Below are 26,021 nucleotides of genomic sequence, written 5' to 3'. Positions count from 1 at the left end.
GCCCGAGCCGCACATGAACGAACGGGCCCAGCACAGCAGTTGGCAGTTGGCCGGGGGTCTGCACGTCTCAGCATCAAGAGCAATTGAGCACTTGGAGGACGCAATGCGCACGACTGCCCGAACGACCCGACGCGCGATGACCTTCGCGGTCGTCGCCGCCCTGGCCACAGGGCTGCTTGCCGGTTGTGCGAGCGACGACGGCGGCTCCGGCGACAGCGACGCCGGCGGCAAGGAGGGCGCGACCACGCTGACGGTCGGCACCTTCGGCACCTTCGGCTACAAGCAGGCCGGGCTCTACGACGAGTACATGAAGCTGCACAAGAACATCACCATCAAGGAGAACGTCACCACCCGTACCGACGTCTACTGGCCCAAGACGCTCACCCGCCTCCAGGCCGGTTCGGGTACGGACGACATCCAGGCCATCGAGGTCGGCAACATCACCGAGGCCGTGCAGACGCAGGCGAACAAGTTCGTCGACCTGGGCAAGGAGGTCGACAAGTCGCAGTGGCTGGACTGGAAGAACAAGCAGGCCACCACCAAGGACGGCAAGCTGATCGGCCTCGGCACCGACGTCGGCCCGATGGCGATCTGTTACCGCAAGGACCTCTTCAAGAAGGCCGGGCTGCCGACCGACCGCGAGAAGCTCGCCGAGATGTGGAGCGGCGACTGGTCGAAGTACGTCGAGGTCGGCAAGGACTACATGAAGAAGGCGCCGAGCGGCACCAAGTTCGTGGACTCCGCCTCCTCGATCTACAACGCGGCGCTCGGTGGCGCCAAGGAGCGCTACTACGACAAGAGCGGCAACGTCATATGGGACAAGTCCCAGGGCGTGAAGGACTCGTGGGACGCCGCGATGGAGGTGGCGACCTCCGACATGTCGGCGAAGCTGAAGCAGTTCGACAAGCCGTGGAACCAGGGCTTCGCGAACAGCAAGTTCGCCACCGTCGCCTGCCCGGCGTGGATGGTCGGCTACATCCAGGAGAAGTCCGGTGAGGCCGGCGAGGGCAAGTGGGACATGGCGGCCGCGCCGACCGCGGCCAACTGGGGCGGCTCGTTCATCGGTGTGCCGACGGCGAGCAAGCACCAGAAGGAGGCCATCGCCCTCGCGAAGTGGCTGACCGCCCCCGAGCAGCAGCAGAAGGTCTTCGCCAAGCAGGCCAGCTTCCCGTCGATGCCGTCGACGTACGCGAACCTGAAGCCGAAGGCGGACACCCAGGCGTACTTCTCGAACGCGCCGATCACCGAGATCCTCTCCGAATCCGCGAAGACCATCCCGGTGCAGATCTTCGGCATCAAGGACCAGCCGATCAACACCGCGATCACCGACACGGGCATCCTCCAGGTCGAGCAGAAGGGCAAGTCGCCCGAGCAGGGCTGGGACGCGGCCACCAATGAGGTCAAGGACGTGCTCGGCCAGTGACCAGCTCCAACGAGGCTCTCGCGCAGACCGCGTCGAGCGCCGACGCCGCGCCCGACTCCCCCAAGGAGTCGGGCGCGGCCCGGGGCGCTCAGGGTCGCGGTACGCCGAAGAGCGCCGACTCCTGGCGCAGCCGGCTGTACCGCTGGGACATGAAGGCGTCCCCGTACGCGTTCATCGCCCCCTTCTTCATCATCTTCGGCGCCTTCTCGCTGGTGCCGCTGCTCTACACCGCCTGGTACTCGCTGCACAACGTGCAGCTGGCGAACCTGGACGGCCAGACCTGGGCGGGCCTGGACAACTACATCAACCTGTTCCAGTCGGACTTCTTCTGGAACGCGCTGAAGAACACGCTGACCATCGGCGTGATCTCCACGGTGCCGCAGCTGGCCGCGGCGATCTGGCTCGCGCACATGCTCAACTACCGGTTGCGCGGCTCGGTCGTGTGGCGGGTCGTCGTGCTCACCCCGTACGCCACGTCGGTGGCGGCCGCGACGCTCGTCTTCGTGCTGCTCTTCGCCCCGGACAGCGGAATGATCAACTGGGCACTGGACGCCATCGGCCTGGACAAGGTCAACTGGCAGGAGTCCGACTGGGGTTCGCAGCTCGCGGTGTCGTCGATCGTGATCTGGCGGTGGACCGGATACAACGCGCTGATCTATCTGGCGGCGATGCAGGCCATCCCGGGCGACCTGTACGAGTCGGCGGCGCTGGACGGCGCCAACCGCTGGCAGCAGTTCCGGCACGTGACCATCCCGATGCTGCGGCCGACGATCCTGTTCACGGTCGTCGTCTCCACCATCGGCGCGATGCAACTCTTCGGTGAGCCGCTGCTGTTCGGCGGGGTCAGCGGCACCAAGGGCGGGTCCGAGCACCAGTACCAGACGATCGGCCTGTACATGTACGACCAGGGCTGGATCGTCGGCAACCTCGGCAAGGCGTCCGCGATCGCCTGGTCGATGTTCCTGATTCTGCTGGTCGTCGCCGCGGTCAACATGCTGATCTCCCGACGGCTGAGGAAGTCCCAATGACCACCATCAGTGATGTGACACCGGGCGGGCCGGTGAAGGACGGCGCCGCCGGGCCGCCCAAGCGCCGGCGGATCATGGGGGCGGGCAAGCAGCTGCACGCCGGGCCGGTCACGTACCTCGCCCTCGTGCTGTTCGCCCTGATCTCCCTGGCCCCGCTGCTGTGGACGGCGATCGCGGCCTCGCGCACCAACGCCAGGCTCGCGCAGACGCCGCCGCCGTTCTGGTTCGGCGGGAACCTGTTCAAGAACCTGGAGACCGCCTGGAACCAGGCGGGTCTCGGCACGGCGATGTGGAACTCCATCCTCGTCGCGTCGGCGATCACCGTCGGTACGGTGCTGTTCTCCACGCTCGCGGGGTTCGCCTTCGCGAAGCTGAAGTTCCGGTTCTCCACGACGCTGCTGCTGATGACCATCGGCACGATGATGATTCCGCCGCAACTGGCCGTGGTTCCGCTGTACTTGTGGATGACGGACCTGGGCTGGGCCAACCAGTTGCAGACCGTGATCCTGCCGACGCTCGTGTCCGCGTTCGGCACGTTCTTCATGCGGCAGTACCTGGTGCAGGCGCTGCCGGGCGAGCTGATCGAGGCGGCGCGGGTCGACGGGGCGAGCAGCCTGCGGGTGGTGTGGCACGTGGTGTTCCCCGCGGCGCGGCCCGCGATGGCGGTGCTGGGTCTGCTGACGTTCGTCATGGCCTGGAACGACTTCCTGTGGCCGATCATCGCGCTGACGCAGGAGAACCCGACGGTTCAGGTCGCGCTCAACGCGTTGGGGACGGGGTACATCCCCGACGATTCGGTGATCATGGCGGGGGCGTTGCTGGGTACGTTGCCGTTGCTCGTCGCGTTCTTGCTGTTCGGGAAGCAGATCGTGGGCGGGATCATGCAGGGCGCGGTCAAGGGTTAGCGCCCGCCGGGGCGGGCGGGGCGTTCCTGTTGCGCCCCGCCGGTCCTACGTCTCGGGGCTCTGCCCCGGGCCCCGCTGCTCAATCGCCGCAGGGGCTCGAAGTGTCCGCCGCAGGGGCTTCGAAGCTGCTGAATCGTGGACTCATTACTCACCATGGGAGCGCTCCTATGACCACCACTGACAACACCAGCCCCACCGTCACCTCCCCTCCCGCCGCGACCCGGTTTCCCGCCGGGTTCCTTTGGGGGTCGGCGACCGCGGCCTACCAGATCGAGGGGGCCGTGCGGGAGGACGGGCGGACGCCGTCGATCTGGGACACCTTCAGCCATACGCCGGGGAAGGTGGCGAACGGGGACACCGGGGACGTCGCCGTGGACCACTACCACCGGTGGCGCGACGACGTGCGGCTGATGGCGGACCTGGGGCTGACCGCGTACCGGTTCTCCGTGGCGTGGCCGCGGGTGCAGCCGACCGGGCGCGGGCCCGCCGTGCAGCGCGGGCTCGACTTCTACCGGGGGCTCGTGGACGAGCTGCTCGGTCATGGGATCAAGCCCGTGGTGACGCTCTACCACTGGGACCTGCCGCAGGAGCTGGAGAGCGCGGGCGGCTGGCCGGAGCGGGACACCGCGTACCGGTTCTCGGAGTACGCCGGGATCGTCGGCGAGGCGCTCGGCGACCGCGTCGAGAGCTGGGTGACCCTCAACGAGCCCTGGTGCAGCGCCTTCCTGGGCTACGGCTCGGGCGTGCACGCCCCCGGCCGCACCGACCACGCCGCCGCGCTGCGGGCCGCGCACCACCTCAACCTCGGTCACGGCCTGGCCAGCTCGGCGCTGCGCGGGGTGCTGCCGGCCCGCGCCGAGGTCGGCATCAGCCTGAACCCGAGCGTGGTCCGCGCGCGCACCGAGGCCCCCGCCGACCTGGACGCCCGGCGCCGTATCGACGCGCTCGCGAACCGGGTCTTCTCGGGGCCGCTGCTCAAGGGCGCCTACCCGCAGGACCTGCTCACCGACACCGCGAGCATCACGGACTGGTCGTTCGTGCGGGACGGCGACACCGCGGCCATCCACCAGCCGCTCGACTTCATCGGCCTGAACTACTACACCCCGGCCGTCGTCTCCGCCGCGGACCCCGAGCGCACGGGCCCGCGCCTGGACGGGCACGGCGCCAGCGAGCACACGCCGTGGCCGGCCGCCGACGACATCGCGTTCCACCACGCGCCCGGCGAACTCACCGCCATGAACTGGCCCGTGGACCCGACGGGCCTGACCGACCTGCTGCTCGACTACACCGCGCAGGCCCCGGGCGTGCCGCTCTACGTGACGGAGAACGGCGCCGCGTACGAGGACGCCGTCGATGCCGAGGGCCGGGTGCACGACCCGGACCGTGTCCGCTATCTGCACGCCCACCTCGCCGCGATCCACGACGCGATCGCGCAGGGCGCCGACGTGCGGGGCTACTTCCTCTGGTCGCTGCTCGACAACTTCGAGTGGGCCTACGGATACGGCAAGCGGTTCGGCGCCGTCTACGTCGACTACGAGACGCAGGCGCGCATCCCGAAGACCAGCGCCACCTGGTACTCCCAGGTGGCCCGCAACGGGGGGCTGCCCGCCGAGTCCTGACCCCGGCGGGCGGAAGGGCCGGTGCGCGTCGCGTGGCAGCGACGGGCACCGGCCCTTATTTTTACGCGTATGCCCGATACCTACCGATATGACCGGTCCTGAGGCGCCATGGGTGTGCTCAAGGACCATCCGGAACTCGTCCTGTTCGTGAGCCTCGCGCTCGGCTACCTCGTCGGGAAGCTGCGCGTGGGGCCGCTGACGTTGGGCGGCATCTGCGGGACGCTCATCGTCTCGCTGCTGTTGGGTGCCTGGACCAAGGCCCAGGTCTCCGACGACGTGAAGACGGTGTTCTTCGCGCTGTTCATCTTCGCGCTCGGCTACATGGCGGGACCGCAGTTCTTCCGCAACCTCAACAAGAAGAGCCTGCGCTTCTTCGTGCTGTGCGGCATCGAGCTGGTCTGCGTCATCGGCATCGCGCTCGGCCTGGCGAGCTGGTTCGACCTGGACGTCGGCACCGCCTCCGGCATCCTGGCCGGCGCGGCCACGGAGTCCGCGGTGGTCGGCACGGCCACCGAGTCCATCGGTAAGCTCAGCGACCTGACGGCCGCGCAGATCACCGAGTACCAGGGCAACGTCGCCACCGCGTACACGGTCTGCTACCTGTTCGGCCTGATCACGATCGTGCTCTACACGAGCCAGATCATGCCGATGATGATGCGCATCAACCTGCGCGACGCCGCCCGCGAGCTGTGGGAGCGCACGCGCAGCCGCGGCAGCCTGGAGGCGGACGAGCGCCCCGCGCTGCCGGGCATGGTGGGCCGCACCTACCTGGTGACGACCGCTGACGGCCGTACGGTCGGGGATCTCCAGTCCAGCATGGACGACCGGGTCACCGTGGAGTCGGTCAAGCGGGGCAGCAAGGTCCTCGACGTCACCCCCGGCCTGGAGCTCACCCTCTCCGACCTGGTGCTCCTGGTCGGCCGCCGGGCGAACGTGATCGACGCGGGCCGGGTCATCGGCCCCGAGACGCCGGGCGTGCCCGGCCTCGACTCGCCGCTCGCCGCCCGCGAGGTGTCGGTCACCGACAAGGCGCTCGACGGGAAGTCCGTCGACGAGGTGCAGAAGGCGTACCCCGAGTTCTACAAGGACGGCGTCTACGTCACCGACGTCACCCGCGGCGACCAGGACCTGCCCGCCTCCGGGGACACGGTGCTGCACCGCGGCGACGTGCTGACGCTGGTGGGCGCCCGCTCGGGCCTGAACAAGCTGGTCGCGCGGATCGGCTCGGTGGTCAGGAACGACGCCACCGACTTCATCTACCTGGGGCTCGGCATCGCGGCCGGTTCGCTGCTCGGGCAGGTCGTCGTCAAGTTCGGCGACATCCCGATGTCGCTGGGCACCGGCGGCGGCTGTCTGATCTCGGGGCTGCTCTTCGGCTGGTTCCGCTCGCGCTCGCAGACCTTCGGCGCGTTCCCGCCGCAGGCCGCCGCGACGATCAAGGACATGGGGCTCGCGGTCTTCATCGCCTGCACCGGCCTCGTCTCCGGACCGCAGGCCTGGCCACTGATCAAGGAGTACGGGGCGCTGCTGCCGTTCGCCGGGATCGCGATGGTGCTGATCCCCGCGACGATCTCACTGATCGTCGGCCGCACCCTGCTCAAGATCGAGAAACCGCTCCTGATCGGCGCCATCGCGGGACAGCAGTGCTCGACCCCCGCGATCACCGCGGTCACCCAGGTGGCGCAGTCGTCCGTGCCGATGCTCGGCTACACGATCACGTACGCCCTCTCCAACTTCCTGCTCCCGCTGACCGGCCCCGTGCTCGTCGGCATCCTCGGCAACTGAGAGGACGTCCACCGACATGATCGACTTCCTCAACCGGAACATCTTCCAGCCCTATCCGGAACTCCTGGTCTTCCTGACGGTCGCCTTCGGCTTCCTGCTCGGGAAGATCCGCTACAAGGCCATCGCGCTCGGCGCCGTCACCGGCTGTCTCATCGCGGGCCTGATCCTCGGCGCCTGGACCGAGGTCGAGATCAACGCCACGGTGAAGAGCCTGTTCTTCATCATGTTCCTGTTCGCCCTCGGCTACAAGGTCGGCCCGCAGTTCTTCCGCGGCCTCAAGACCGACGGCCTGCCGCAGGTGCTCAACGCCATCGTCGTCTGCGTCACCGGCCTGCTGATCTGCTGGGTCTTCGCGTCGATGCTCGGCTACGGCCCCGGCCTCTCGGCCGGTCTGCTCGGCGGCGCGCTCACCCAGTCGGCCGTGATCGGTGTCGCCCAGGACGCCATCGGCACCCTGCCGGGCCTGTCCACCGGGGACGCCAAGAGCGAGGCGAACCTCGTCGCCATCGGCTACGCGGTGACGTACCCGCTCGGCACCATCCTGTGCGCGATCCTGCTCGCCACCATCCTGCCGAAGCTCTACAAGAAGGACCTCGCCGCCGAGTCGGCGCAGCTGGCCAAGGAGCTGGACGCCCCGGAGAACGATCCGGACCTGGCCGAGGGCTACTACGAGGTGGTGCTGCGCGCGTACACCATCGAGCGCCCCGACATCGTCGGCCGCAGCATCGACGACTTCGAGAACCAGCAGAAGGAGCTCGGCCACCGCATCTACATCACGCGGGTGCGGCGCGACGGACAGATCCTCGACCACGACCAGAAGACGGTGCTGCGCGAGGGCGACATCGTCGCGGTGAGCGCGCTGCGCGGCTCGCTCGTCGACTACGACGCCCGCACCCACATCGGCGGGGAGACCGACGACGTGGAGCTGCTCGGCTACGAGACGGAGACGCTGCACGTGGTGGCCTCCGAGAAGGCCCAACTGGGCCGGACCGTCGCGGAGTTGCGCCGCGAGCCGTTCATGGTCGGCGTCTACATCGACAAGATCTACCGCTCGGGCGCCGAGTTCCCCTACCGCCTCTCCTCCAAGGTCGAGCGCGGCGACACCCTCGTGCTCACCGGGCCGAAGCGGCTGGTCGACCCGGCGGGTGCGGCGATCGGCAAGCCGGTCCCGACCTCGTTCGCCACCGACATGATCTGGGTGGGCCTCGGCATCTTCCTCGGCGGCTGCATCGGCATCCCGGCGCTGACCGTGTCCGGCGTGCCGATCTCGCTGTCCACGTCGGGCGGCGCGCTCATCATGGGCCTGGTCTTCGGCTACATCCGCGGCAAGTACCCGACGTACGGCAATGTGCCGCCCGGCGCCCAGTGGTTCATGGACACGCTCGGCCTGTGCCTGTTCGTCGCCGTCGTCGGCATCAACGCGGGGCCGAGCTTCACCTCGGGCCTGTCCGAGGCGGGCTGGGGGCTGCTGGTCTTCGGCGCGGTCGCCACCGTGATCCCACTGCTCGTCGGCTTCGCCTTCGGCCACTACGTGCAGAAGATCCGGTTCCCGATCCTGATGGGCGTCCTCGCCGGCGGCCAGACCACGACCGCGGCGATCGGCGCGATCAACGAGTCCTCCCGCTCCCAGGTCCCCACCCTCGGCTACACGATCCCGTACGCCGTCGGCAACGTGCTCCTCACCATCTGGGGTGCCGTGATCGTCCTCCTCCAGCACTGAGCCACCGCACCGCAGTTAGGGAAACGACATGACCAAGACGACGTTCACGCGCGAACAGATCAAGAGTTACGCCCAGCTCTCCCCCTTCGAGCTGAAGAACATCTTCATCGACCTCGCCGAGCAGGCGCAGGCCGACGAGCCGGGCCAGAAGGAGAAGTCCAGCCGCCAGATGCTCAACGCGGGCCGCGGCAACCCGAACTGGATCGCGACCGGCCCCCGCGAGGCGTTCTACGCCCTCGGCTACTTCGCCCTGGAGGAGTCGCGGCGCGTGTGGAACGCCGACAACCTCGGCGGGATGCCGGAGAAGCACGGCGCGTACGAGCGCTTCGACACGTTCGTACGCCGGAACCCGAGCCTGCCGGGCATCGAACTCCTCGCGCAGTGCGTGCAGCACGGCATCCAGCGCTTCGGGTTCGACAAGGACGAGTGGGTGCACGAGCTGACCGACGGCATCACCGGCGACAACTACCCGGTGCCCGACCGGATGCTGGTCTGCGGCGAGCAGGTGGTGCGCGGCTACCTCGCGGACGAGATGTTCGACAAGAAGCCGCCGGCGGACAACCTCTCGGTCTTCGCGACCGAGGGCGGCACGGCGGCCATGTGCTACATCTTCGACTCCCTCATGAAGAACGGGCTGCTGAAGAAGGGCGACAAGATCGCCCTCATGGTGCCGGTCTTCACGCCGTACATCGAGATCGCCGAGCTGCCGACGTACGACTTCGACGTCACGTACGTCTCGGCCAGCAGCTTCGCCGAGACGGGCGTGCGCGAGTGGCGGTACCCGGAGGAGGAGGTCGCCAAGCTGGAGGACCCGGAGATCAAGCTGGTCTGCCTGGTCAACCCCTCCAACCCGCCGTCGCTGGCGCTGAGTTCACGGGTCGCGAACCAGATCAAGGAGATCGTGGCGAGCAAGAACCCCAACCTGATGATCGTCACCGACGACGTGTACGGCACGTTCGTCGAGGGGTTCCGCTCCATCGCCGCCGACCTGCCGCGCAACACGCTGCTGGTGTACTCGTACTCCAAGCACTACGGGTGCACGGGCTGGCGGCTCGGTGTCATCGGGCTGCACGACGACAACGTCATCGACGAGATGATCGCCGCGCTCCCCCAGGAGGAGAAGGACCGCCTGAACAAGCGGTACGGCTCGCTGACCCTGGAACCGGAGAAGATCAGGTTCATCGACCGGCTCGTCGCGGACTCCCGGCAGGTGGCGCTGAACCACACGGCGGGCCTGTCGCTGCCGCAGCAGGTGATGATGACGCTCTTCTCGCTGTTCAACATGCTGGAGGAGGGACAGGCGTACAAGGAGAAGATCCGCTCCATCGTCCGCCAGCGCCTCGAACTGCTCCTCGAAGGCGCCCAGATGAAGATCCACGAGGATCCCCACCGGGCCGCCTACTACATCGAGCTGGACCTGCTGGCCGAGGCCGAGCGCGTCCACGGAAAGCCGTTCGCGGACTTCCTGGAGCAGAACTACGAACCGGTCGACGCGCTGTTCCGGCTCGCCCAGCAGACCGGCGTCGTGCTCCTCAACGGCGGCGGCTTCGAGGGACCGGAGTGGTCGGTCCGCGTCTCCCTCGCGAACCTCGACAACCTGGACTACCTGAAGATCGGCCACCACCTGCGCGGCATCTTCGACGACTACGCCGAGGAATGGCGGGCGTCGCAGGCCTGACCCCGAAGGGCAGCGGTCAGCCGAACGAGGCGAACGCCTTCTGGAAGGCGTTCGCCTCCTGCTCGATCGAGCTGCACGTCGGCTGCGCCGAGCCGGAGGCGCCGCCCTCGCACTGCTTGTCGCGGGTCGCCGACCACATCGAGAGCCCGCCGAGGCCCTTCTCCTTGGCGAAGGAGACCAGCTGCGTGGCGTCGTCGACCGTGAAGACCTCGGACGCGACGTCGTTGACGCCGATCATCGGGGTGATCGCGACGGCCCGCCACGCGTCGGCGTCCGAGAGCCCGAGCGCCGACTTCACCTGCGCCTGCGTGGCGGTCGCCGCCTGCTCGGCGTAGTCGCCCATGTCACCGCTGTACGACGCCCCGTAGTCCATCGCCATGATGTTGACGAGGTCGGGCGAGGCGCCGCCCGCCTTGGCGTTCTCCAGGAAGTTCACGCCGTCCTGGGTGAGGCCCTCGGGCATCACCGGCAGCGTCACGGAGACGTTCAGGTCGGGGTTGTCCTGCTGCAACGTCGCGATGGCCTCGGCGCGCTTGGTGTTGTTCGCCGTGTCGGGCAGCGCGCCGCCCTCGATGTCGAAGTCCACCTTGGTGAGGTCGAACTGGTCGACGACCTTCTGGTACGCCGCCGCCAACTCGCCCGCCGAGGAACACGCCTGGGCCAGCTCGGTGCCGGCGGCGCCACCGAAGGAGACCCGGACGTCGCCGCCGGCCGCTCTCAAGTCGCCTATCTGGGAAGCCACTTCGTCGCTTCCGAGGTCGGTGACGCCGCCCCACTTCGGGGCGCAGTCGCCCCCGGAGGTGAGGAAGGCGAGGTTGTACTCCGTCACGCCGGTGGCCTTCGAGGAGTCGACCAGGTCGAACTTCGGGTACAGCGAGGTGTCGACGTACGGCGCGAACCCGGGCTCCGCCGCGGCGACTTCGGCGGAGGCGCCCGAGGTGAGGAGGAAGGCGCCGCTTCCTGCCACCGCCGCGGCCGCCACCGCGCCGATCGCCTTCTTCCTGCCGCTGAACCTGCGTCGGTGCGTGTTGCTGTTCATCGCGTGCCTGCCTTAGGTCTGCGTGGGGGGTGGCCGCGCCCCGCGATGCGATCAGGGCGCGGCAGCACGCTAGCGATCAGCAACCCGGCAATTCGGGCAGTGCGGGCGGGCGTCGCGGATCTTAGGGTTGGCTTAAGCGAGGGATCGGGACCGGTTAAAGAGACCGGCCGCCCCTCTGCGGTCCCGGCCGCGCCGCCCGTGCCCGCGCCGCCCCTGCGAAGGCCGGTAGCCCTCCAGCTGAAGCCAGATCCGTACCTCGGTGCCGCCGAGCACGGACGCGCCGATCCGGACGTCGCCGCCGGTGGACTCGGCGACCCGGCGCACGATGTCCAGGCCGAGCCCGGTCGAGCCGACCCGGGCGCCGTCCGTGTCGCCCTCGCCCCTGCCGCGCGCCATCGCGGCCGCCGGGTCGGCGATCCCGGGGCCCGCGTCGGAGACCAGCACGATCACGGCGTCCTCGGCGCGGTGCACGTCCACCGCGAAGGCCGTGCCCTCCGCGGTGTGCCGGAACACGTTGCCGAGCAGCGCGTCGAGCGCGGCCGCCAGCTCGCCGCGGGCGACGGGGATGCGTACGGGACGGTCGACACCGGCGACGCGGACCTTGCGCCCCTCGTCCTCGGCGAGCGCCGACCAGAAGTCCATGCGCTCACGGATCACCTCGGCGGCGTCGCACCCTGCGCCGGGCCCGGCGGCGACGGTCTGCGGCTTCGCGTCGCGCGCGGTGCGGATGATGGTGTCGACCTCGCGCTCCAGCTGCTCCACGGCGGCCCGGGTCTGCTCGGCGGCGGGCCCGTCGCCGAGGGAGGCGGCGTTGAGCCGCAGCACGGTCAGCGGTGTCCGCAGCCGGTGCGACAGATCGGCGGCCAACTCCCGCTCATTGGCGAGCAGTTGCACGACCTGATCGGCCATCGAGTTGAACGCCACGGCGGCGAGCCGCAGCTCGGTCGGCCCGTCCTCGGGCACCCGCGCCCCGAGCTTCCCCTCCCCCAGGTCGTGCGCGGCGCCCACGAGCCGCTGCGCGGGCTGCACCATCCGCCCGCCGAGCCGGTCGGCGACCGCCACGGACCCGATGATCAGCGCGATGCCGACACCGCCGAGCACGACCCACGCGGTCGTCACCCCGTTGGTGACCTCGTCCTGGGGCACGAAGACCTCGACGACGGCGATCTTGCCGGTGCTCACCGCGATGGGCTGCAACCACACCGAGCCGCCCGGCACGTCCACGACGGTGGCCCGCCGGATGTCGAGCTGATCGGAGCCGACCCGCTGCTCACCGAGCCGTATCGCCTTGTGCCCGCCGCCGGCCGGGACGTACACCGACATGCGGTCCTCGCCGCCGGTCTGCGCGGTGGCGAGGGCACGGTCGAGCTGATCGCGGTCGGTGGTGATGGACAGGGTCGGGCCGATGGCCGCGGCGGTCCGTTCGGCGCTGGAGAACGCCCGGTCCCGCGCCATCTCCTTGATCACGAGTCCGAGCGGCACGGCGAAGGCGACCACGACCATCGTCGTGACGGCGAGGCACACCTTGACGAGCGCCCACCTCATGCGGGCGGCTCCACCCGAGGAGGCTCCAGCTTCACGCCGACACCCCGCAGGGTGTGCAGATACCGCGGCCGGGCGGCCGTCTCCCCCAACTTCCTTCGCAACCAGGACAAATGAACATCGATGGTCTGGTCGTCGCCGTACGACTGCTGCCACACCTCGGCGAGCAGTTCCTTGCGGGCGACGACCACACCGGGCCGCCCGGCGAGGAAGGTCAGCAGATCGAACTCGCGCCGCGTGAGATCCAGCGGCGCGCCGTCCAGCTCGGCCTGCCGCCGCAGCGGATCGATCGACAGCCCGCCGACCTGGATCACCCGCGAGGGCGGCTCGGCGCCCGCGCTCCCCCGCGACCGGCGCAGCACGGCGGCCATCCGCGCGGACAGGTGCTCCGGCGAGAACGGCTTGGTCAGGTAGTCGTCGGCGCCGTCGTTGAGCAGCCGCACGATCTCGGCCTCGTCGTCCCGCGCCGTGGCGATGATCACGGGTACGTCGGTGATCCCGCGCAGCATCTTGAGCGCCTCGGCCCCGTCGAGATCGGGCAGACCGAGGTCGAGAATCACGACGTCGAACCGGAAATGGGCGACCTCGCGCAGCGCCTCCAGGGCCGTGCCGACGCTGCGCACGGTGTGCGCGGCATCGGTCAGGTGCCGGATGAGGGCTGAGCGTACGAACTGGTCGTCCTCGACCACGAGCACACTTGCCATGGGACGGCACCGTACGCCATCCGGCCGAATGCGGGCCTCTCGCGGGTGACGGAGGTCCGCGCGGGACAGGCGGGGCGGGTGTGGTGCAGTATGGCCCGCGATGCAGGAGACACCCTCGACGCCCCGCACCCCGCACCCCGCCCGCAGGCGGCTGGTGCACGGTGCGGCATGGCTGCTGGCCACCGGCGCCGCGGTGACGCTGTCCTGGTGGGGCGTGCACACGGTGATGACGGGCACGGTGTACGACCCGCCGCGGGCGCTGCCCGTGGCGGTGGCGCAGCACGACGCGGTCGACCCGAGCGCGAAACCCCCGCTCTCCTCATCGACCCACCGCCCCGAACCGTCCCCGTCCCCGTCGACGCGGAAACCGTCCCCGACCCGCACCGCGGCCTCGCCCATGCCCCGCGCCACGAAGTCCGCCGGCACGCCACCGCCCTCCTCCGGCTCCGTGAAGAGCTACGCGACGGAGGGCGGCCGAGCCGTCTTCGACCTCCAGAAGTCCTCCGCCACCCTGGTCTCGGCGACCCCCGCGGCCGGCTGGTCGGTCCAGGTCTGGAAACAACCCACGTGGATCCGCGTCGAATTCACCTCGGGCACGAAGAAGGTCTCCGCCTTCTGCACCTGGCACGACCACGCCCCCACGGTGGAAATCGCCACGTACTGAGCCGGACATCAAGCCCTGGCCCGGCACCCTTCAGCCCCTCCGGCGATCCACTCTCCAGCCCCTCCGGCGATTGAGGAGCGGGGTCCGGGGCGGAGCCCCGGCTTTTCCCGCACCACGGCACGGGTCAACGGAAAACCGACGGCGGCGGCGCCGGAGACGCCTTCGCCGCGACATCGGACACCGCCCCCACCCCACCCGCGAAATCCACCAACGCCCGCCCGTGCTCCACCCGCCCGGGATGCGAATCCCCCGCCGCCCGCCGCGTCAACTCCCCCACCGCCAGCGCCCTCGCCGACCCCACCAGCACCGCGTTCCCGAACCGCTTCCCCCGCAGCACCGCCGGATCCGCGATCAGCGCCACCTCCGGAAACACCGCCGCCACCGTCGCGATCTGCCCCCGCAGGTACGCCAACGGCGGCCCGTCCGCCACGTTCGCCACATACGTCCCGGCGGGCCGCAACACCCTGCGCACCTCCGCCAGGAACTCCGTACTCGTCAGATGCCCCGGCGTCCGTGCCCCGCTGAAGACATCGGCGACGACCACGTCCGCCCACCCGTCGGGAAGCCTGCCGAGCGCCTCCCGCGCATCCGCGGTCCGCACCCGGATGCGCTGCGAGGGGTCCAACGGCAGGTGCGCCCGCACGAGTTGGACCAGCGCCCCGTCCCGCTCCACCACCTGCTGCGTGGACCGCGGCCGGGTGGCGGCGACGTACCGCGCCAGCGTGAAGGCGCCGCCGCCGAGATGCAGCGCCTGCACGGGCCGCCCCGGCTCGGCGGCCAGGTCGATCACGTGCCCTATTCGGCGCTGGTACTCGAAGGACAGATGCGCCGGATCGTCGAGGTCCACGTGCGACTGGGGCGCGCCGTCGATCAGCAGCGTCCAGCCGGCCGCCCGGTCCCGGTCGGGCACGAGCTCCGCGAGTCCGCCGTCGACCTTCTCGACCACGGCCTCCCGCGTCGCGCGCCCGCGCCCCTGCTTCCCTCGTGACCTCGCCATTCGCCCATTATCGACGAGGGCGCGCGCGGCGGCTCAGCGACAGTTGTCCGCCGCTTCGATCAGGCGGGCCGCCTCGTCGAGGGCGGCGCGCAGCACGGCCGGGTCGGTGACCAGGTCGGCGGGCCGCTCGGCGGGGTCCGGCGGGAGCAGCCAGCCCGTGCCCTCGACCGGCGGTTCCGGCCGCGGGCCGAGCGCGAGGCCGCGGCCCTGCGTCTGCGTGCAGTCGCTGCCGGGCAGGTCCCAGCCGTCGGCGGTGCCGGGCGGGACCAGGAAGCCGAGGGTGTCGCCGCCGCCGTCGTGCAGCACGGGGCCAATCGTTTCCGTACAGCCCCGGCGCAGGATGTCGACCGCTTCCAGGCCCTGCCGGGACGGCACGGTCACGAGATCGCAGTCGCCCGGCGGCGGGGAACCGGTCTCCTCGCTCGGCCGGTGCCGGGCCGTCGTCGTCGTAGGAGTGGTGGTCACGGGATGTGACGTCATGGGTAGTGACGCGTCCAACACGTCGGCCCCTCCTCGCTCGTGGGGATCGCCGCATGGTTCAACGCACGCGCGTTGTCAACGGCAACGGCGGCACGCCGCCGCAAAGGATGGCAGTTCATGGCGGATCGTGGGTGAGATATCCGGTTTGTAGCCAAACCCTGCGTGTCGCGGTCGTGACAGCCGGTACCTTCGAGCCTCGCCGGAACGAGGAAGTTGCGGCAGCTATTTCGTCATGCGCTCGCGACTTCCACGGTGCCCGGCACGGTTCGCACGGGAGGACCCGCTCATGACGTCGTCGCCGATTGTCCCCGACGCCTCGGTGCCGCAGTCCGCACGGCCGAACCTCGCCTTCCGGGCGCTGCGCGGCCGGCGCTCGCCGGGGGAGTTCGCGTCCGCGGTGCGGCGCGCGGCCCGGGAGATCGGTGAGCGGGTCAGCTGCGACGCGCGCTACATCGGACGCGTGGAGGCCGGCGAGATCCGCTGCCCCAACTACGCGTACGAGCGGGTGTTCCTGCACATGTTCCCGGGCCGGACCCTCGCGGACCTGGGGTTCGCGCCCCGCTCGGCGGTACGCGGCCGGGGTGCGCGCCCCGCCGCGGCCACCGCCGACCCGCAGCACACGTACCAGGCAACAAACGAGGAGAGCGACGTGCGACGTCGCGCATTCATGACCGGCATGACCGGTTCGACGGCCACCGTGGCCGTCGCCACGCTGACCCCCTTCGGCATCCCCGCCCTTCCCGCCGACTTCGACCGGCATCCGGCGCGTGCCGGGATCGGTGCCGTGGAGGAGGCGATCCGGCGGATCCGGCTGCTCGACGACCGGCACGGCGCCGACGGCCTGTACCGGCGGGCCGCGGCGCCGCTGCGCACCGCCTTCGAGCTGCTCGACGCGGGCACGGGGCCCCGGGACGAGACCGGGCGCCTTCAGACCGGGGCGGGTGAACTGGCCATCTCGGTGGGGTGGTTGGCGCACGACTCGGGGCGGTTCGACGACGCGCGCTCGCACTACGCCGAGGCGCTGGCGACGGCCCGGATGGCGGGCGACGAGGGCCTGGAGGCGCACGCGTTCTGCAACACGGCGTTCCTGGCGCGGGACGCGGGGCGGCCCCGTGAGGCGGTGCGCGCGGCGCAGGCGGCGACGCGGGTGGCGTCCCGGCTCGGCTCGCCGCGGCTGCTGTCGCTGCTCGCGCTGCGGGAGGCGGGGGGCTGGGCGGGCCTCGGCGACCAGCACTCCTGCGAGCGGTCCATCGCGCGGGCGCAGGCGTTGTTCGCGCGGGGGGCGTCGGACGCGGATCCGGAGTGGATGTCGTTCTACGGCGAGGCCGAACTGGAGGGTCTTGAGGCGCAGTGCTGGTCGGCGCTGGGCGGTTGGGACCGGGCGGCGCGGCACGCGCGGCGGGCGGTGACGCTCCAGGATCCGCACTTCACGCGCAACATGGCGTTGTACACGGCGGAGTTGGCGGACGACCTGGCACGCTCGGGACACCCCGACGAGGCGGCCGACGCCGGGCTGCGGGCTCTGACGCTCCTCCAGGACGTGCGGTCGTCCCGTATCGAGTCCATGCTGGCGACGACCGCGCGGGTGCTGCTGCCGCACCAGCGGGCGGCCGGGGTGTCGGCGTTCCTGGACGCCCAATCGGCAGCACGGCACCCGGCGTGACCCCTCGGGGCTCCGCCCCGGACCCCGCTGCTCAATCGCCGCAGGGGCTTCGAAGGGCTACCGGTCAGCCCTGGGTCAGGTGGCCCGTCTCGTTCCAGGATTCGAGGGCCGGGGCGCCGTAGGCCCAGCCCAGGACGGACAGGGACGTCGGGTTCAGGCGGATGCGGGCCGCGAAGTCCAGCGGGAAGCCGAGCCACCGGGCGGCGATCGAGCGCAGGATGTGGCCGTGGGCGAAGACCAGTACGTCCCGGTCCGCCTCGGACCGCGCCCACTCCACGACCTCGTCGGCCCGCGCCGTGACCTGCGCGAGGGACTCGCCCTCGGGCACGCCGTCCCGCCAGATGAACCACCCGGGCCGCAGCTCCTGGATCTGCGCCGGCGTCAGCCCCTCGTACGCGCCGTAGTCCCACTCCATGAGCGCGTCCCACGTCGTCGCCCGGTCCCCGAATCCGGCGAGCTCACAGGTCTCCTTCGCGCGCACGAGCGGCGACGTCCGCACCTCGACGCCGTCGAGCCCGCCGTACGGCGCCCGGCCGAGCCGCTCCCCCAGCAGCTTCGCGCCCCGCCTGCCCTCCTCCAGGAGCGGAATGTCCGTCCTCCCGGTGTGCCGTCCCGACAGCGACCACTCGGTCTGTCCGTGCCGGGCCAACAGGATGCGCGGTGCCATGGAGAGGCCTCTTTCGAAACTACAAGCAACTGCAAGGGACTAAGGGTGAACATGGGGCGAGCGGGAAGGATCGCCCCGTCCATCATCGCGCAACCCGCATGGAGGTCGCCCGCCGGGCAACCCGCAACCGGAACGAAGCGTCTACGGGGGTCAGGGGCAGCCCGCAGAGCCCCACATACACCGTAAAATGGAGCTGTGGCCAGTGGCCGCCGTACAAGGGAACAGGGGGGAGCGGCCCGCATGTCGCAGACCGACGACGCACCGCGCACGGAGGGCATACCCGGCGCCGGGCTCCGCTGGTGGACGGAGCTGCCGCTGATCCTCCTGGTGTACGGCGCGTACACGGCGGGGCGGCTGCTCGCCCGCGGCGACGTGAGCCAGGCCGTCGACCACGGCCTCGCGATCCTCCGGGCCGAGAAGGCCGTCCGCCTCAACCTCGAACACCCGCTGAACCGTCTCTTCACCCGCGAACCGTGGCTCGGCGTCCCCGCCGACTTCTGGTACGCCTCTCTTCACTACCTCGTCACACCGATCGTCCTCGTCTGGCTGTTCCGCCGCCGCGCCGCGATCTACCGCACGGCCCGCACCTGGCTGATGACGTCGACGATGATCGGCCTCGTCGGCTTCGCCCTGCTGCCGACCTGCCCGCCCCGGCTGCTCGCCGCGAGCCACGGCTTCGTCGACACGATGGCGTACTACAGCTCGTACGGCTGGTGGGGCGGCGCGGCCAGCGCCCCCAAGGGCATGGGCGGCATGACCAACCAGTACGCGGCGATGCCCAGCCTGCACGTCGGGTGGGCGGTGTGGTGCGGAATCATGCTGTGGCGGCACGCCCGTTCCCCGTACGTGAAGGCGCTCGGCGTCGCGTACCCGCTGATCACCACGATCGTCGTGATGGGCACGGCCAACCACTACTTCTTCGACGCGCTCGCCGGGGTCGCGGTGATGGGCGTGGGACTGCTCCTGACGAAGCCGGTGCGGCTCGCCGCGGCGTCCGTACGGGAGTGGGCGCAGGGCGTGTTCGCGGGCGCGCCGACCACCCCGTCGGCCACTCGTGCCCCGATTGTCAGTGGAGAGTGCCAGACTTTCCCGGGTGAGCGAATTCCCCGACAGCGCAAGGCAGCCACGTCGCAGGACAGCGGCGACGGGGCTGCGGCACCGGCTCGCTGAACTGCGCGGCCCGGACCATCCGCCGCGTCCGATGGACGCCCGCGCCCTGGCGGCGCTCGCGGCGAATCCGGGCTGCCGAAGGCGGGCGCTCCTGGACGGCGCGGGGGTCGACAAGGCGCGGCTCGCGGACCGGCTCGGCGCGCCGTCCTCGTTCGGCCAGTCCCAGTTCGCCCTGGCGCGCGGCAATGTGTTCGAGGCGCGGGTGAAGGCGGACGGCGGGGCGGAGCTGCTGAAGCTGGTGCACGGGTGCCTGGGCAAGGAGGAGGCCGCGGCCGCGCCCGAGCCCACCCCGGATCTCGTACGGGCCCCCGACCTGTCGGCGATCGGGCCCGAGGGGCGGACGGCGCGCACGGCGCTGGCCCTGCGGGAGGCGGTGGAGTCGCCGGGCACGTGGACGTTCCTCGACCATCCGATGCTGGCGCTCGACGTGGCGGGCAGCCCGGCGTTCCTGGAGCCGGACGCGGTGGTGGTGCATCCGGACGGCGCGTGGACGGTCGTCGAGATCAAATCGTTCCCGATGATCGACGGGTCGGCGGACGCGGCGAAGGTGGGGGCGGCGGCCCGGCAGTCGGCGGTGTACGTGCTGGCGCTGGAGGAGGTCGCGGCGCGGCTGCCGCACGTCGAGGTGCGGGTCCGCGACCGGGTCGTCCTCGTGTGCCCGAAGGACTTCTCGAACCTGCCGGCGGCGTCGGCCGTCGACGTGCGCAAGCAGCGGGCGGTGACGAAGCGGCAGTTGGAGCGGCTGACGCGGGTGGAGGACATCGCGGCGGCGCTGCCGCCGGGCACGGTCTTCGATCCCGACCGGTCTCCGGCGGAGCTGACGGAGGCGGTGGAGGCGGTTCCGGCGACGTACGCGCCGGAGTGCCTGGCCGCGTGCGAGCTGGCGTTCCACTGCCGGGACCGGGCGCGGGAGGGCGGGGCGGTGACGGCGCTCGGGCGGCCGTTGCGGGCCGAGTTGGGGGCGTTGACCACGGTGGGGGCGGTGCTGGCCGCCGCGAGGGGTGAGGCGGGGGATCCGGACGACCCTACGGTGGCGGCGTTGCGGCGGGCGGCGGCCCTCCGGGCGGAGGCGCTCGAAGGGGTGACGCCGTGCTGACCCCCACGCCACGGGGCTCCGCCCCGGACCCCGCTGCTCAATCGCCGCAGGGGCTTGAGTGGACCGCGGCTCAATCACCACTGGGGCTTGAGTGGGAGGTGGGTCGGTGAGTCTGATGGCGCATCTCGCGCGGTTGGAGGCCACCGAGACCGGGCGGGCGCAGCGCAGCGCCACCGTGCGGCACCGGCACCTGTCGCAGCGCCCGCTGGTCCTCGTACCGCTGACGACGGCCGGTGAGACCGGCGCGCCGCTGGGCGCGCTCGTCGGCACGGAGCGCACGTCGCCGCGTCTCCTGGTCGTCCCGCAGCCGCGCGACCGCGACCTGCGGTTCGCGTTCCTGACGCAGCTGGCCGAGGAGGTCCTGCCGTACATCGACGGGTACGCCGCCGACGTGGAGGCCGCCGAGCGCAGCGAGGTCGACGCGGAGACCGGCAAGAAGGTCAAGGTGGAGGTCGAACTGTGCGCGGACGCGCCGCAGTTGATCGTGCCGAGCCGCGCCGGCATCGAGTTCGTCCGCCTCCTCGGCCGCTCGATGCGCTTTCGCCGCACCGCGGAGCAGGACCCGGAGACCCCCTACCCCGCTCCCCCGCACGTCCCGCTCCTCGGCCGCTGGTTCACGCACTTCGGCGAGCGCGCGCGGGTCCCCGGTTCCGCGCTGCTCCTGGCGATGACGGACCTGCTGTCGCGGCACTGGGCGACCGGCCAGTCGAGCCTGGAGGACCAGCACCTGGGCGCGCTCCTGGCGTGGATCGAGGCCCCCGCGGGCTCGTCCGGCGCCGAGGCGGCGCTCCGCGCCGAGCTGGACCGCGACGCGCACGGCCAGCTGCGCTGCCCTCCGGCGGGCCCGGCGACGGACCCCGCGTTCGACAACAAGCTGCTGGCGCCCGCGATCGAGCGCTACGACAAGGCCCGCACACGTCACGCGTCCGCCGAGGACGCCGTCGAGTCCGACGCCCGGCTCGCCGAACTGACCGCGGCCGAGCGGGAGATCCACGCCCTCGTCGAGTCCCGCACCCGCCCCACCTGGGACGCGGTGTGGCGCGGCCTCGACCAGCTGTGCACGCTGCCGGAGGGCGGTTACGCGGCGGAGCGCTGGACCCGCGACCGCTGGTCGTTCACCGGCCACCGCGACCGGGTCGCCGCGGGCGAGCCCCCGCAGCCGCGCCGCGACGACGCGGTGACGGCGGCGAACAAACTGGCGACGCGCGAGCGCGAACAGGCCCGCCTGGACGCGCAGGAGGCGCTCGACGACCCGTTGGTGATGGCGGGCCGACGGCTGGCCGGAGAGGCGTTCGCCGGGGAGGTGACCGAGGTCGTACCGGCGTACAACGACAAGAAGCGGCCCCGCCCGCTCGTGACGCTCCGCACGGACGACGCCACGCGGCTGAGCGCGGGCGTGAAGGTGTACCGCTCCCTCGAAGGCAAGCCGCAGACGGCCGAGTTCGTGGCGTACGAGGAGTACGAGGACGGCAGCGGGGGCGTCGTGCTGCGCGTCCTGGACAAGATGGGCCGAGGCAAGGAACCGGCCGAGGGCTCGCTGCCGGAGAAGGGCGACCGGGTGTGCTGGACGCTGTTCGAGCACGAGCAGCGCGGCGGCCCCAAGCTGCCGGACCCGGAGGAGACGCCGTGGACGCACGGCGGCCCGCCGAGGACGGACGCGGAAGCACCCGACACCGTGACGAAGGAAGACCTCCTGTGACGACGACCGCCGAGCTCACCCCTTCCGCGGCGGCCGGGCTGGCCACCGACGCCATCCTCCGCGACACGCTGCACGGCACGGCGCGCGGCGTCGTCGTCGACTCGCCCCCGGGCGCCGGGAAGTCCACCCTCGTGGTGCGGGCCGCGCTCGAACTGGCGGAGGCGGGCCGCCCGTTGATGATCGTGGCGCAGACGAACGCTCAGGTCGACGACCTCGTGCTGCGTCTGCACGCGAAGAACCCCGAGCTCGCGGTGGGCCGTCTGCACAGCAGCGACCCGGACGCGTACGAGAAGTCGCTGGAGGACCTGCCGAACGTACGGCTGTCGACGAAGGTGGGGGACCTGGCGCCGCTGCCGGTCGTCGTCTCGACGTCGGCGAAGTGGGCGCACGTCAAGGACGTCGAGCCGTGGCCGCACGCGATCGTCGACGAGGCGTACCAGATGCGCTCCGACGCGCTGCTCGCCGTGGCCGGGCTCTTCGAGCGGGCGCTGTTCGTGGGCGACCCGGGCCAGTTGGACCCGTTCGCGATCGTCGGCTCGGAGCAGTGGGCGGGCCTGTCCTACGACCCGTCGGCCTCGGCGGTGTCGACACTGCTCGCCCACAACCCGGACCTGCCGCAGCACCGCCTCCCGGTCTCCTGGCGCCTCCCGGCCTCGGCGGCACCGCTCGTCTCCGACGCCTTCTACCCGTACACGCCGTTCCGCAGCGGAACCGACGAGGGCGACCGGGAGCTGAGCTTCACGGTGGCGTCGGACGGTTCGGCCCCCGACCGCGTCATCGACGAGGCGGCGGCCTCCGGCTGGGGCCTGCTGGAACTCCCCGCCGCGCACACGCCCCGTACGGACCCGGAGGCGGTGCGGGCGGTGGCCCTGGTGGTGCGGCGGCTGCTCGACCGGGAGGGCGTCACGCGCTCCGAGTCCGGCGAGGGCGCGCTGACGGCGGACCGGATCTGCGTCGGCACGGCGCACCGCGACCAGGCGGCGGCGGTGCGGGCGGCGCTGGCGGACCTCGACGTGCACGACGTCACGGTGGACACGGCGAACCGGCTCCAGGGCCGCGAGTTCGACGTCACCGTCGTGCTGCACCCGTTGTCGGGGCGCCCCGACGCGACGGCGTTCCACTTGGAGACGGGCCGGCTGTGCGTGCTGGCCTCGCGGCATCGGCACGCGTGCGTGGTGGTGTGCCGGGAGGGCGTCACGGACCTCCTGGACGAGCATCCGTCGGCGGATCCGGTGCAACTGGGCGTCACGGTGAAGTTCCCCGACGGCTGGGAGGCCAACCACTCGATCCTCTCCCACCTCTCCACCCACCGAATCCCCCACGCTTCGTGAAGCCCCCGCGACCGCGCCCCCTTGCGCCCGGACGGACAATGGAAGACGGCCCCGGCACCGACCGCGGGGTCACCCGGCAAAAGGAGACCGCACCATGGCGGAGCCCGACCGCACCCCACAGCCCCGGCTGCGACCCGCCCCCCTGATCTTCGAACCCGCGGAGGCCTCCGCCGACCCGGAGCACTTCTTCGACCTGGAGTCCATCGACGACCCCCGCGAGCTGCTCACCCGTGCCACGGAACTGACCCACGCGTTCCGCGCCGCCGCCGACCGGTCCATGGAGTTCCAGGCCGTCGCCGCCGCCCAGCTCGCCGACCCGCGCCGCTTCGACCGCCTCACCACGCAGGACATCGCGGAGCGGGCGGACTGGACCGAGGACTACGCGAAGAAGATGGTGGAGTTCGGCCGCGATCTGCTGCGCGGCGCCCAGGACCGGACCACGTAACGGGGCCGTGGCGCGGGCGCGGCGGGGACGCGGCCGGGGGCCCGTAAAGATCATTTGGCATATGCCAGCGGACAAGATACTCCACCCCGCCCCCTCCTGTCCCGATTTCTCACAACCCTTTGGAACCGCCCCCTCACACCCTGTAGATGTATGAGGCATGAGCACTGCGCCTCCGTACTCCCCCCACGTCCCGTCGGCCCCGACCCCCGTCGTGCACGACCGATTCGACATATGCGACGTCACCCCGGAGGGCGCCTCCTGGCTCGCCTCCGCGGGGGCGTACCCGCGTTCCGCGCTCGCGCACTGGGAGGCGCGGCCGACGGCCCCGGTCGTCCTGCCCTGCGGCTCCGTCTTCGACGTGGTGAACGTGCCCGCGATCTTCGGGCGGCGGATGTTAGACCGCCTCTGGGCGGACGGGCCGGGCTCGGGCCCCGTGGCCACGCACCGCGGCCGCATGCTGCTCTTCGCCGCGCCGGGCACGGCGCAGCGCCTGCCGTCGCTCCTGCGGTGGGAGGAGTGGGGGTCCGCCGTGCCGCCGCTCCTCTTCCACGGGGTCGGCGACGCGGTCACGGTCCCCGCGCCCACGGCGCGCGCCGCGCTCCGCCCCGACCAGCTCCGCGAGTCCCGCTGGGTGGTCGCCCCGGACACCCGTGCACCCTGGCTGCCGGGGCCGGAGGTGTTGCGGTGGGCGTGTGTGCGGGCGGCGCGGGCGAGTGCGCAGGCCGCGGTGCGGATTTCGATTTTTCCTGCTGCGGATCAGGGTGCTAATGTCTACGACGTCAACCGGCGCCATTAGCTCAGTTGGTTAGAGCAGCGGACTCTTAATCCGCGTGTCCGGGGTTCGAGTCCCTGATGGCGCACCCACCGTCAAAGCCCTTCGCCTCCGCGAGGGGCTTTCGTCGTTCGAGCGGCGGGCAATCAAGCCCCTGCGGCGATTGAGCAGCGGGGTGTGGGGCAGCGCCCCACGTCTTTGGGGCGGCGGACGTGGCCCCGGCCTCGGGGCCCCGCCCCGGCCCCCGCTGCTCAAGCGCCGCAGGGGCTTGATGGACGGAGTCAACCCGTCGTCGTGACCTTGATCGTCCACGAACCCGAATCCGCGCGGCCCTCCGCCTCGACGCGGAGGTCGGTGTCCGGGACGGTGAAGGTTTCGCCGGGGGTGAGGGGGGCGTCGGCGAGGGGCGGGTAGACGGACTCGCCGTAGCACGCCTCCGTACGGGGATGCGCGTCGAGGACTTCGACGGGGCCGGCCCCGGAGGAGGCGTCACTGTGCACGCGGTACACGAGAACGCCCCGGCTGCACGTCGCCACGTCATTGCCGCCCCCGTCCCGCACCTCCATCGCGATCGCACTGTCGACCCCGGTCCGGACGACCGCGAGTTTGCGGCCGCCCCCGGTCCCGGACGGCGCCCCCGCGCTCAGCGGTTCGAGCGTCAGCCGGGTCTCGCCGCTGCGGTTCACGCACGCCACCTGCCGCCGGTCCAGCCACCCCAGCTTCCACTTGTGCCACCCGAAGAAGTCCGGCGAGAGCCCGAACTGGCTGCCCATGACGTCCCAGTCACCGACGTACGTGTCCCAGTCGCCCTTCCCGTCGGTCGGCCGGTGGTAGAGGTCGGGCAGGTCGAAGACGTGGCCGGTCTCGTGCGCGAGGACGTTGCGGTCGGGCGGGTGCCGCTCGAAGACCGTGACGATCCGGCGGATGTCGGTGCCGTCGGCCCGCATCGGCTCGTCGAAGTTCACGACCTTCGTCGCGTCCGAGTCGACGCCCGGCGCGTCCGGGTCGGCGACGAAGTACACGACGTCGTACTTGCTGAAGTCCGTGTGCGGATCCGCCGCGTCGAGCGCGTCGCGCAGATACGCGCCGCGGTGCCCGGCGTCCCAGTCGCGCTCTATGGCGTACGAGGTGGAGGGCCGCGGCATCTCGGTCCACCGCCGCTGCGGGTGCGGCACCAGGGAGAACTTCCCGTACGAGGCCCGGTCGAAGAACTGGCTGGTGGCCGGGAAGTAGTCGGCGGCCAGCTCCTCGGGCGTGGTCACGGGCGGCGCGTCGGGGAAGGACAGGAAGACCATCACGGCGTTGAGGGGGCGCGTGGGCCTCGGGTACGCCTGGTTCCAGGTGTCCAGCCCTTCGGAGTGGTGGGCCGAGGTGCGCTCCAGGACACAGGGCCCCGCCCACGGGACGGCCGCGGCGGGCCCCGCGACGAGACCGGTGGCGGCGACGGCGGCCAGGGCGGTGAGTCCCGCCGCGAGTGCGCGGGGGCGGGACGTGGCCACTCCCCCGAGTGGCTGCGGACGCGGCAAGTCGACCTCCGGGACGGGAATGCGGGGCACCCCACCCAGAGTGTTGCTTTATGTCATGTTTCGCCCTG

At 71.3% G+C, this 26,021-nt stretch carries 21 protein-coding genes, 1 tRNA gene and 1 pseudogene; 16 read left to right on the top strand and 7 right to left on the bottom strand.

The genetic code is table 11. The annotated features are described in order from the left end of the window. Window positions 1-103 precede the first annotated feature (103 nt). From ACYBSK_RS04540 to ACYBSK_RS04510, 7 genes are all read left to right on the top strand, one after another. Window positions 104-1,423, top strand: a complete 1,320-nt coding sequence (locus tag ACYBSK_RS04540) for an ABC transporter substrate-binding protein (protein ID WP_460245243.1) — start codon at window positions 104-106, stop codon at window positions 1,421-1,423. Next, complete coding sequence (locus ACYBSK_RS04535) at window positions 1,420-2,451, top strand: carbohydrate ABC transporter permease (RefSeq protein ID WP_460245242.1); 1,032 nt, start codon at window positions 1,420-1,422, stop codon at window positions 2,449-2,451. Before ACYBSK_RS04540 ends, ACYBSK_RS04535 begins: the two co-directional genes overlap by 4 nt. Further along, window positions 2,448-3,356, top strand: coding sequence for a carbohydrate ABC transporter permease (locus ACYBSK_RS04530; protein WP_460245241.1), 909 nt, complete (start codon window positions 2,448-2,450; stop codon window positions 3,354-3,356). The genes ACYBSK_RS04535 and ACYBSK_RS04530 overlap by 4 nt, the downstream gene beginning before the upstream one ends. Before the next feature lie 167 nt (window positions 3,357-3,523). Then, window positions 3,524-4,975 (top strand): GH1 family beta-glucosidase, encoded by a 1,452-nt coding sequence (locus ACYBSK_RS04525; RefSeq protein ID WP_460245240.1) that lies wholly within the window; start codon window positions 3,524-3,526, stop codon window positions 4,973-4,975. Between the two features lie 108 nt (window positions 4,976-5,083). After that, window positions 5,084-6,760: an aspartate-alanine antiporter gene (gene aspT / locus ACYBSK_RS04520; RefSeq protein ID WP_460245239.1), complete on the top strand. Its 1,677-nt coding sequence runs from the start codon at window positions 5,084-5,086 to the stop codon at window positions 6,758-6,760. 16 nt (window positions 6,761-6,776) lie between these two features. After that, window positions 6,777-8,480 carry an aspartate-alanine antiporter gene (gene aspT, locus ACYBSK_RS04515; RefSeq protein WP_460245238.1) on the top strand — a complete coding sequence of 568 codons (1,704 nt, stop codon included), beginning with the start codon at window positions 6,777-6,779 and terminating at the stop codon, window positions 8,478-8,480. A 28-nt stretch (window positions 8,481-8,508) separates the two neighbouring features. After that, window positions 8,509-10,158 carry a bifunctional aspartate transaminase/aspartate 4-decarboxylase gene (locus tag ACYBSK_RS04510; protein ID WP_457475515.1) on the top strand — a complete coding sequence of 550 codons (1,650 nt, stop codon included), beginning with the start codon at window positions 8,509-8,511 and terminating at the stop codon, window positions 10,156-10,158. A 16-nt stretch (window positions 10,159-10,174) separates the two neighbouring features. Here ACYBSK_RS04510 and ACYBSK_RS04505 read toward each other — a convergent pair. The 3 genes and pseudogenes from ACYBSK_RS04505 to ACYBSK_RS04495 form a co-directional block, all read right to left on the bottom strand. Continuing rightward, window positions 10,175-11,068: pseudogene (locus tag ACYBSK_RS04505) on the bottom strand (chitinase); the annotation flags it as partial. 261 nt (window positions 11,069-11,329) lie between these two features. Then, entirely contained in the window at window positions 11,330-12,742 is a 1,413-nt protein-coding gene (locus ACYBSK_RS04500) for a sensor histidine kinase (RefSeq protein ID WP_460245237.1), read from the bottom strand. Then, the gene (locus ACYBSK_RS04495) at window positions 12,739-13,443 is read right to left on the bottom strand and encodes a response regulator transcription factor (protein ID WP_457475513.1); all 705 of its coding nucleotides are present in this window, start codon (window positions 13,441-13,443) and stop codon (window positions 12,739-12,741) included. The genes ACYBSK_RS04500 and ACYBSK_RS04495 overlap by 4 nt, the downstream gene beginning before the upstream one ends. Window positions 13,444-13,543: 100 nt before the next feature. On the opposite strand from ACYBSK_RS04495, the gene ACYBSK_RS04490 reads away from it, so the two are divergent. Then, the gene (locus ACYBSK_RS04490) at window positions 13,544-14,107 is read left to right on the top strand and encodes a hypothetical protein (RefSeq protein WP_460245236.1); all 564 of its coding nucleotides are present in this window, start codon (window positions 13,544-13,546) and stop codon (window positions 14,105-14,107) included. Between the two features lie 124 nt (window positions 14,108-14,231). On the opposite strand, the gene ACYBSK_RS04485 is transcribed toward ACYBSK_RS04490, so the two are convergent. Both ACYBSK_RS04485 and ACYBSK_RS04480 read right to left on the bottom strand, forming a co-directional pair. Further along, a complete protein-coding gene (locus ACYBSK_RS04485) occupies window positions 14,232-15,104 on the bottom strand; it encodes a spermidine synthase (protein ID WP_457475511.1) in 873 nt (290 codons plus the stop codon). A 33-nt stretch (window positions 15,105-15,137) separates the two neighbouring features. Further along, complete coding sequence (locus ACYBSK_RS04480; RefSeq protein WP_457475510.1) at window positions 15,138-15,584, bottom strand: hypothetical protein; 447 nt, start codon at window positions 15,582-15,584, stop codon at window positions 15,138-15,140. 286 nt (window positions 15,585-15,870) lie between these two features. Here ACYBSK_RS04480 and ACYBSK_RS04475 point away from each other — a divergent pair, with 286 nt between their 5' ends. Further along, entirely contained in the window at window positions 15,871-17,247 is a 1,377-nt protein-coding gene (locus tag ACYBSK_RS04475) for a tetratricopeptide repeat protein (protein ID WP_457475509.1), read from the top strand. A 64-nt stretch (window positions 17,248-17,311) separates the two neighbouring features. Here ACYBSK_RS04475 and ACYBSK_RS04470 read toward each other — a convergent pair whose 3' ends face one another. Then, entirely contained in the window at window positions 17,312-17,914 is a 603-nt protein-coding gene (locus ACYBSK_RS04470; RefSeq protein ID WP_457475508.1) for a histidine phosphatase family protein, read from the bottom strand. A 240-nt stretch (window positions 17,915-18,154) separates the two neighbouring features. Between ACYBSK_RS04470 and ACYBSK_RS04465 the strand changes: the two genes are divergently transcribed. From ACYBSK_RS04465 to ACYBSK_RS04435, 7 genes are all read left to right on the top strand, one after another. After that, entirely contained in the window at window positions 18,155-19,084 is a 930-nt protein-coding gene (locus ACYBSK_RS04465) for a phosphatase PAP2 family protein (protein ID WP_457475507.1), read from the top strand. A 31-nt stretch (window positions 19,085-19,115) separates the two neighbouring features. Continuing rightward, window positions 19,116-20,180, top strand: a complete 1,065-nt coding sequence (locus tag ACYBSK_RS04460) for a hypothetical protein (protein ID WP_457481652.1) — start codon at window positions 19,116-19,118, stop codon at window positions 20,178-20,180. Between the two features lie 106 nt (window positions 20,181-20,286). Then, a complete protein-coding gene (locus tag ACYBSK_RS04455; protein ID WP_457475506.1) occupies window positions 20,287-21,879 on the top strand; it encodes a hypothetical protein in 1,593 nt (530 codons plus the stop codon). Next, entirely contained in the window at window positions 21,876-23,210 is a 1,335-nt protein-coding gene (locus ACYBSK_RS04450) for an AAA domain-containing protein (protein ID WP_460245235.1), read from the top strand. Before ACYBSK_RS04455 ends, ACYBSK_RS04450 begins: the two co-directional genes overlap by 4 nt. A gap of 94 nt (window positions 23,211-23,304) precedes the next feature. Then, complete coding sequence (locus ACYBSK_RS04445) at window positions 23,305-23,655, top strand: hypothetical protein (protein WP_457475504.1); 351 nt, start codon at window positions 23,305-23,307, stop codon at window positions 23,653-23,655. Between the two features lie 157 nt (window positions 23,656-23,812). After that, the gene (locus ACYBSK_RS04440) at window positions 23,813-24,451 is read left to right on the top strand and encodes a bifunctional DNA primase/polymerase (RefSeq protein ID WP_460245234.1); all 639 of its coding nucleotides are present in this window, start codon (window positions 23,813-23,815) and stop codon (window positions 24,449-24,451) included. After that, window positions 24,442-24,515: transfer RNA gene (locus ACYBSK_RS04435), tRNA-Lys, on the top strand. The genes ACYBSK_RS04440 and ACYBSK_RS04435 overlap by 10 nt, the downstream gene beginning before the upstream one ends. A 193-nt stretch (window positions 24,516-24,708) precedes the next feature. On the opposite strand, the gene ACYBSK_RS04430 is transcribed toward ACYBSK_RS04435, so the two are convergent. Beyond that, a complete protein-coding gene (locus ACYBSK_RS04430) occupies window positions 24,709-25,983 on the bottom strand; it encodes a M6 family metalloprotease domain-containing protein (protein ID WP_460245233.1) in 1,275 nt (424 codons plus the stop codon). Window positions 25,984-26,021 lie beyond the last annotated feature (38 nt).

Source organism: Streptomyces sp. BYX5S, assembly GCF_054724165.1.
The sequence above is the reverse complement of the archived record's forward strand: the minus strand, read 5'-3'. Positions and strand labels throughout refer to the sequence as shown.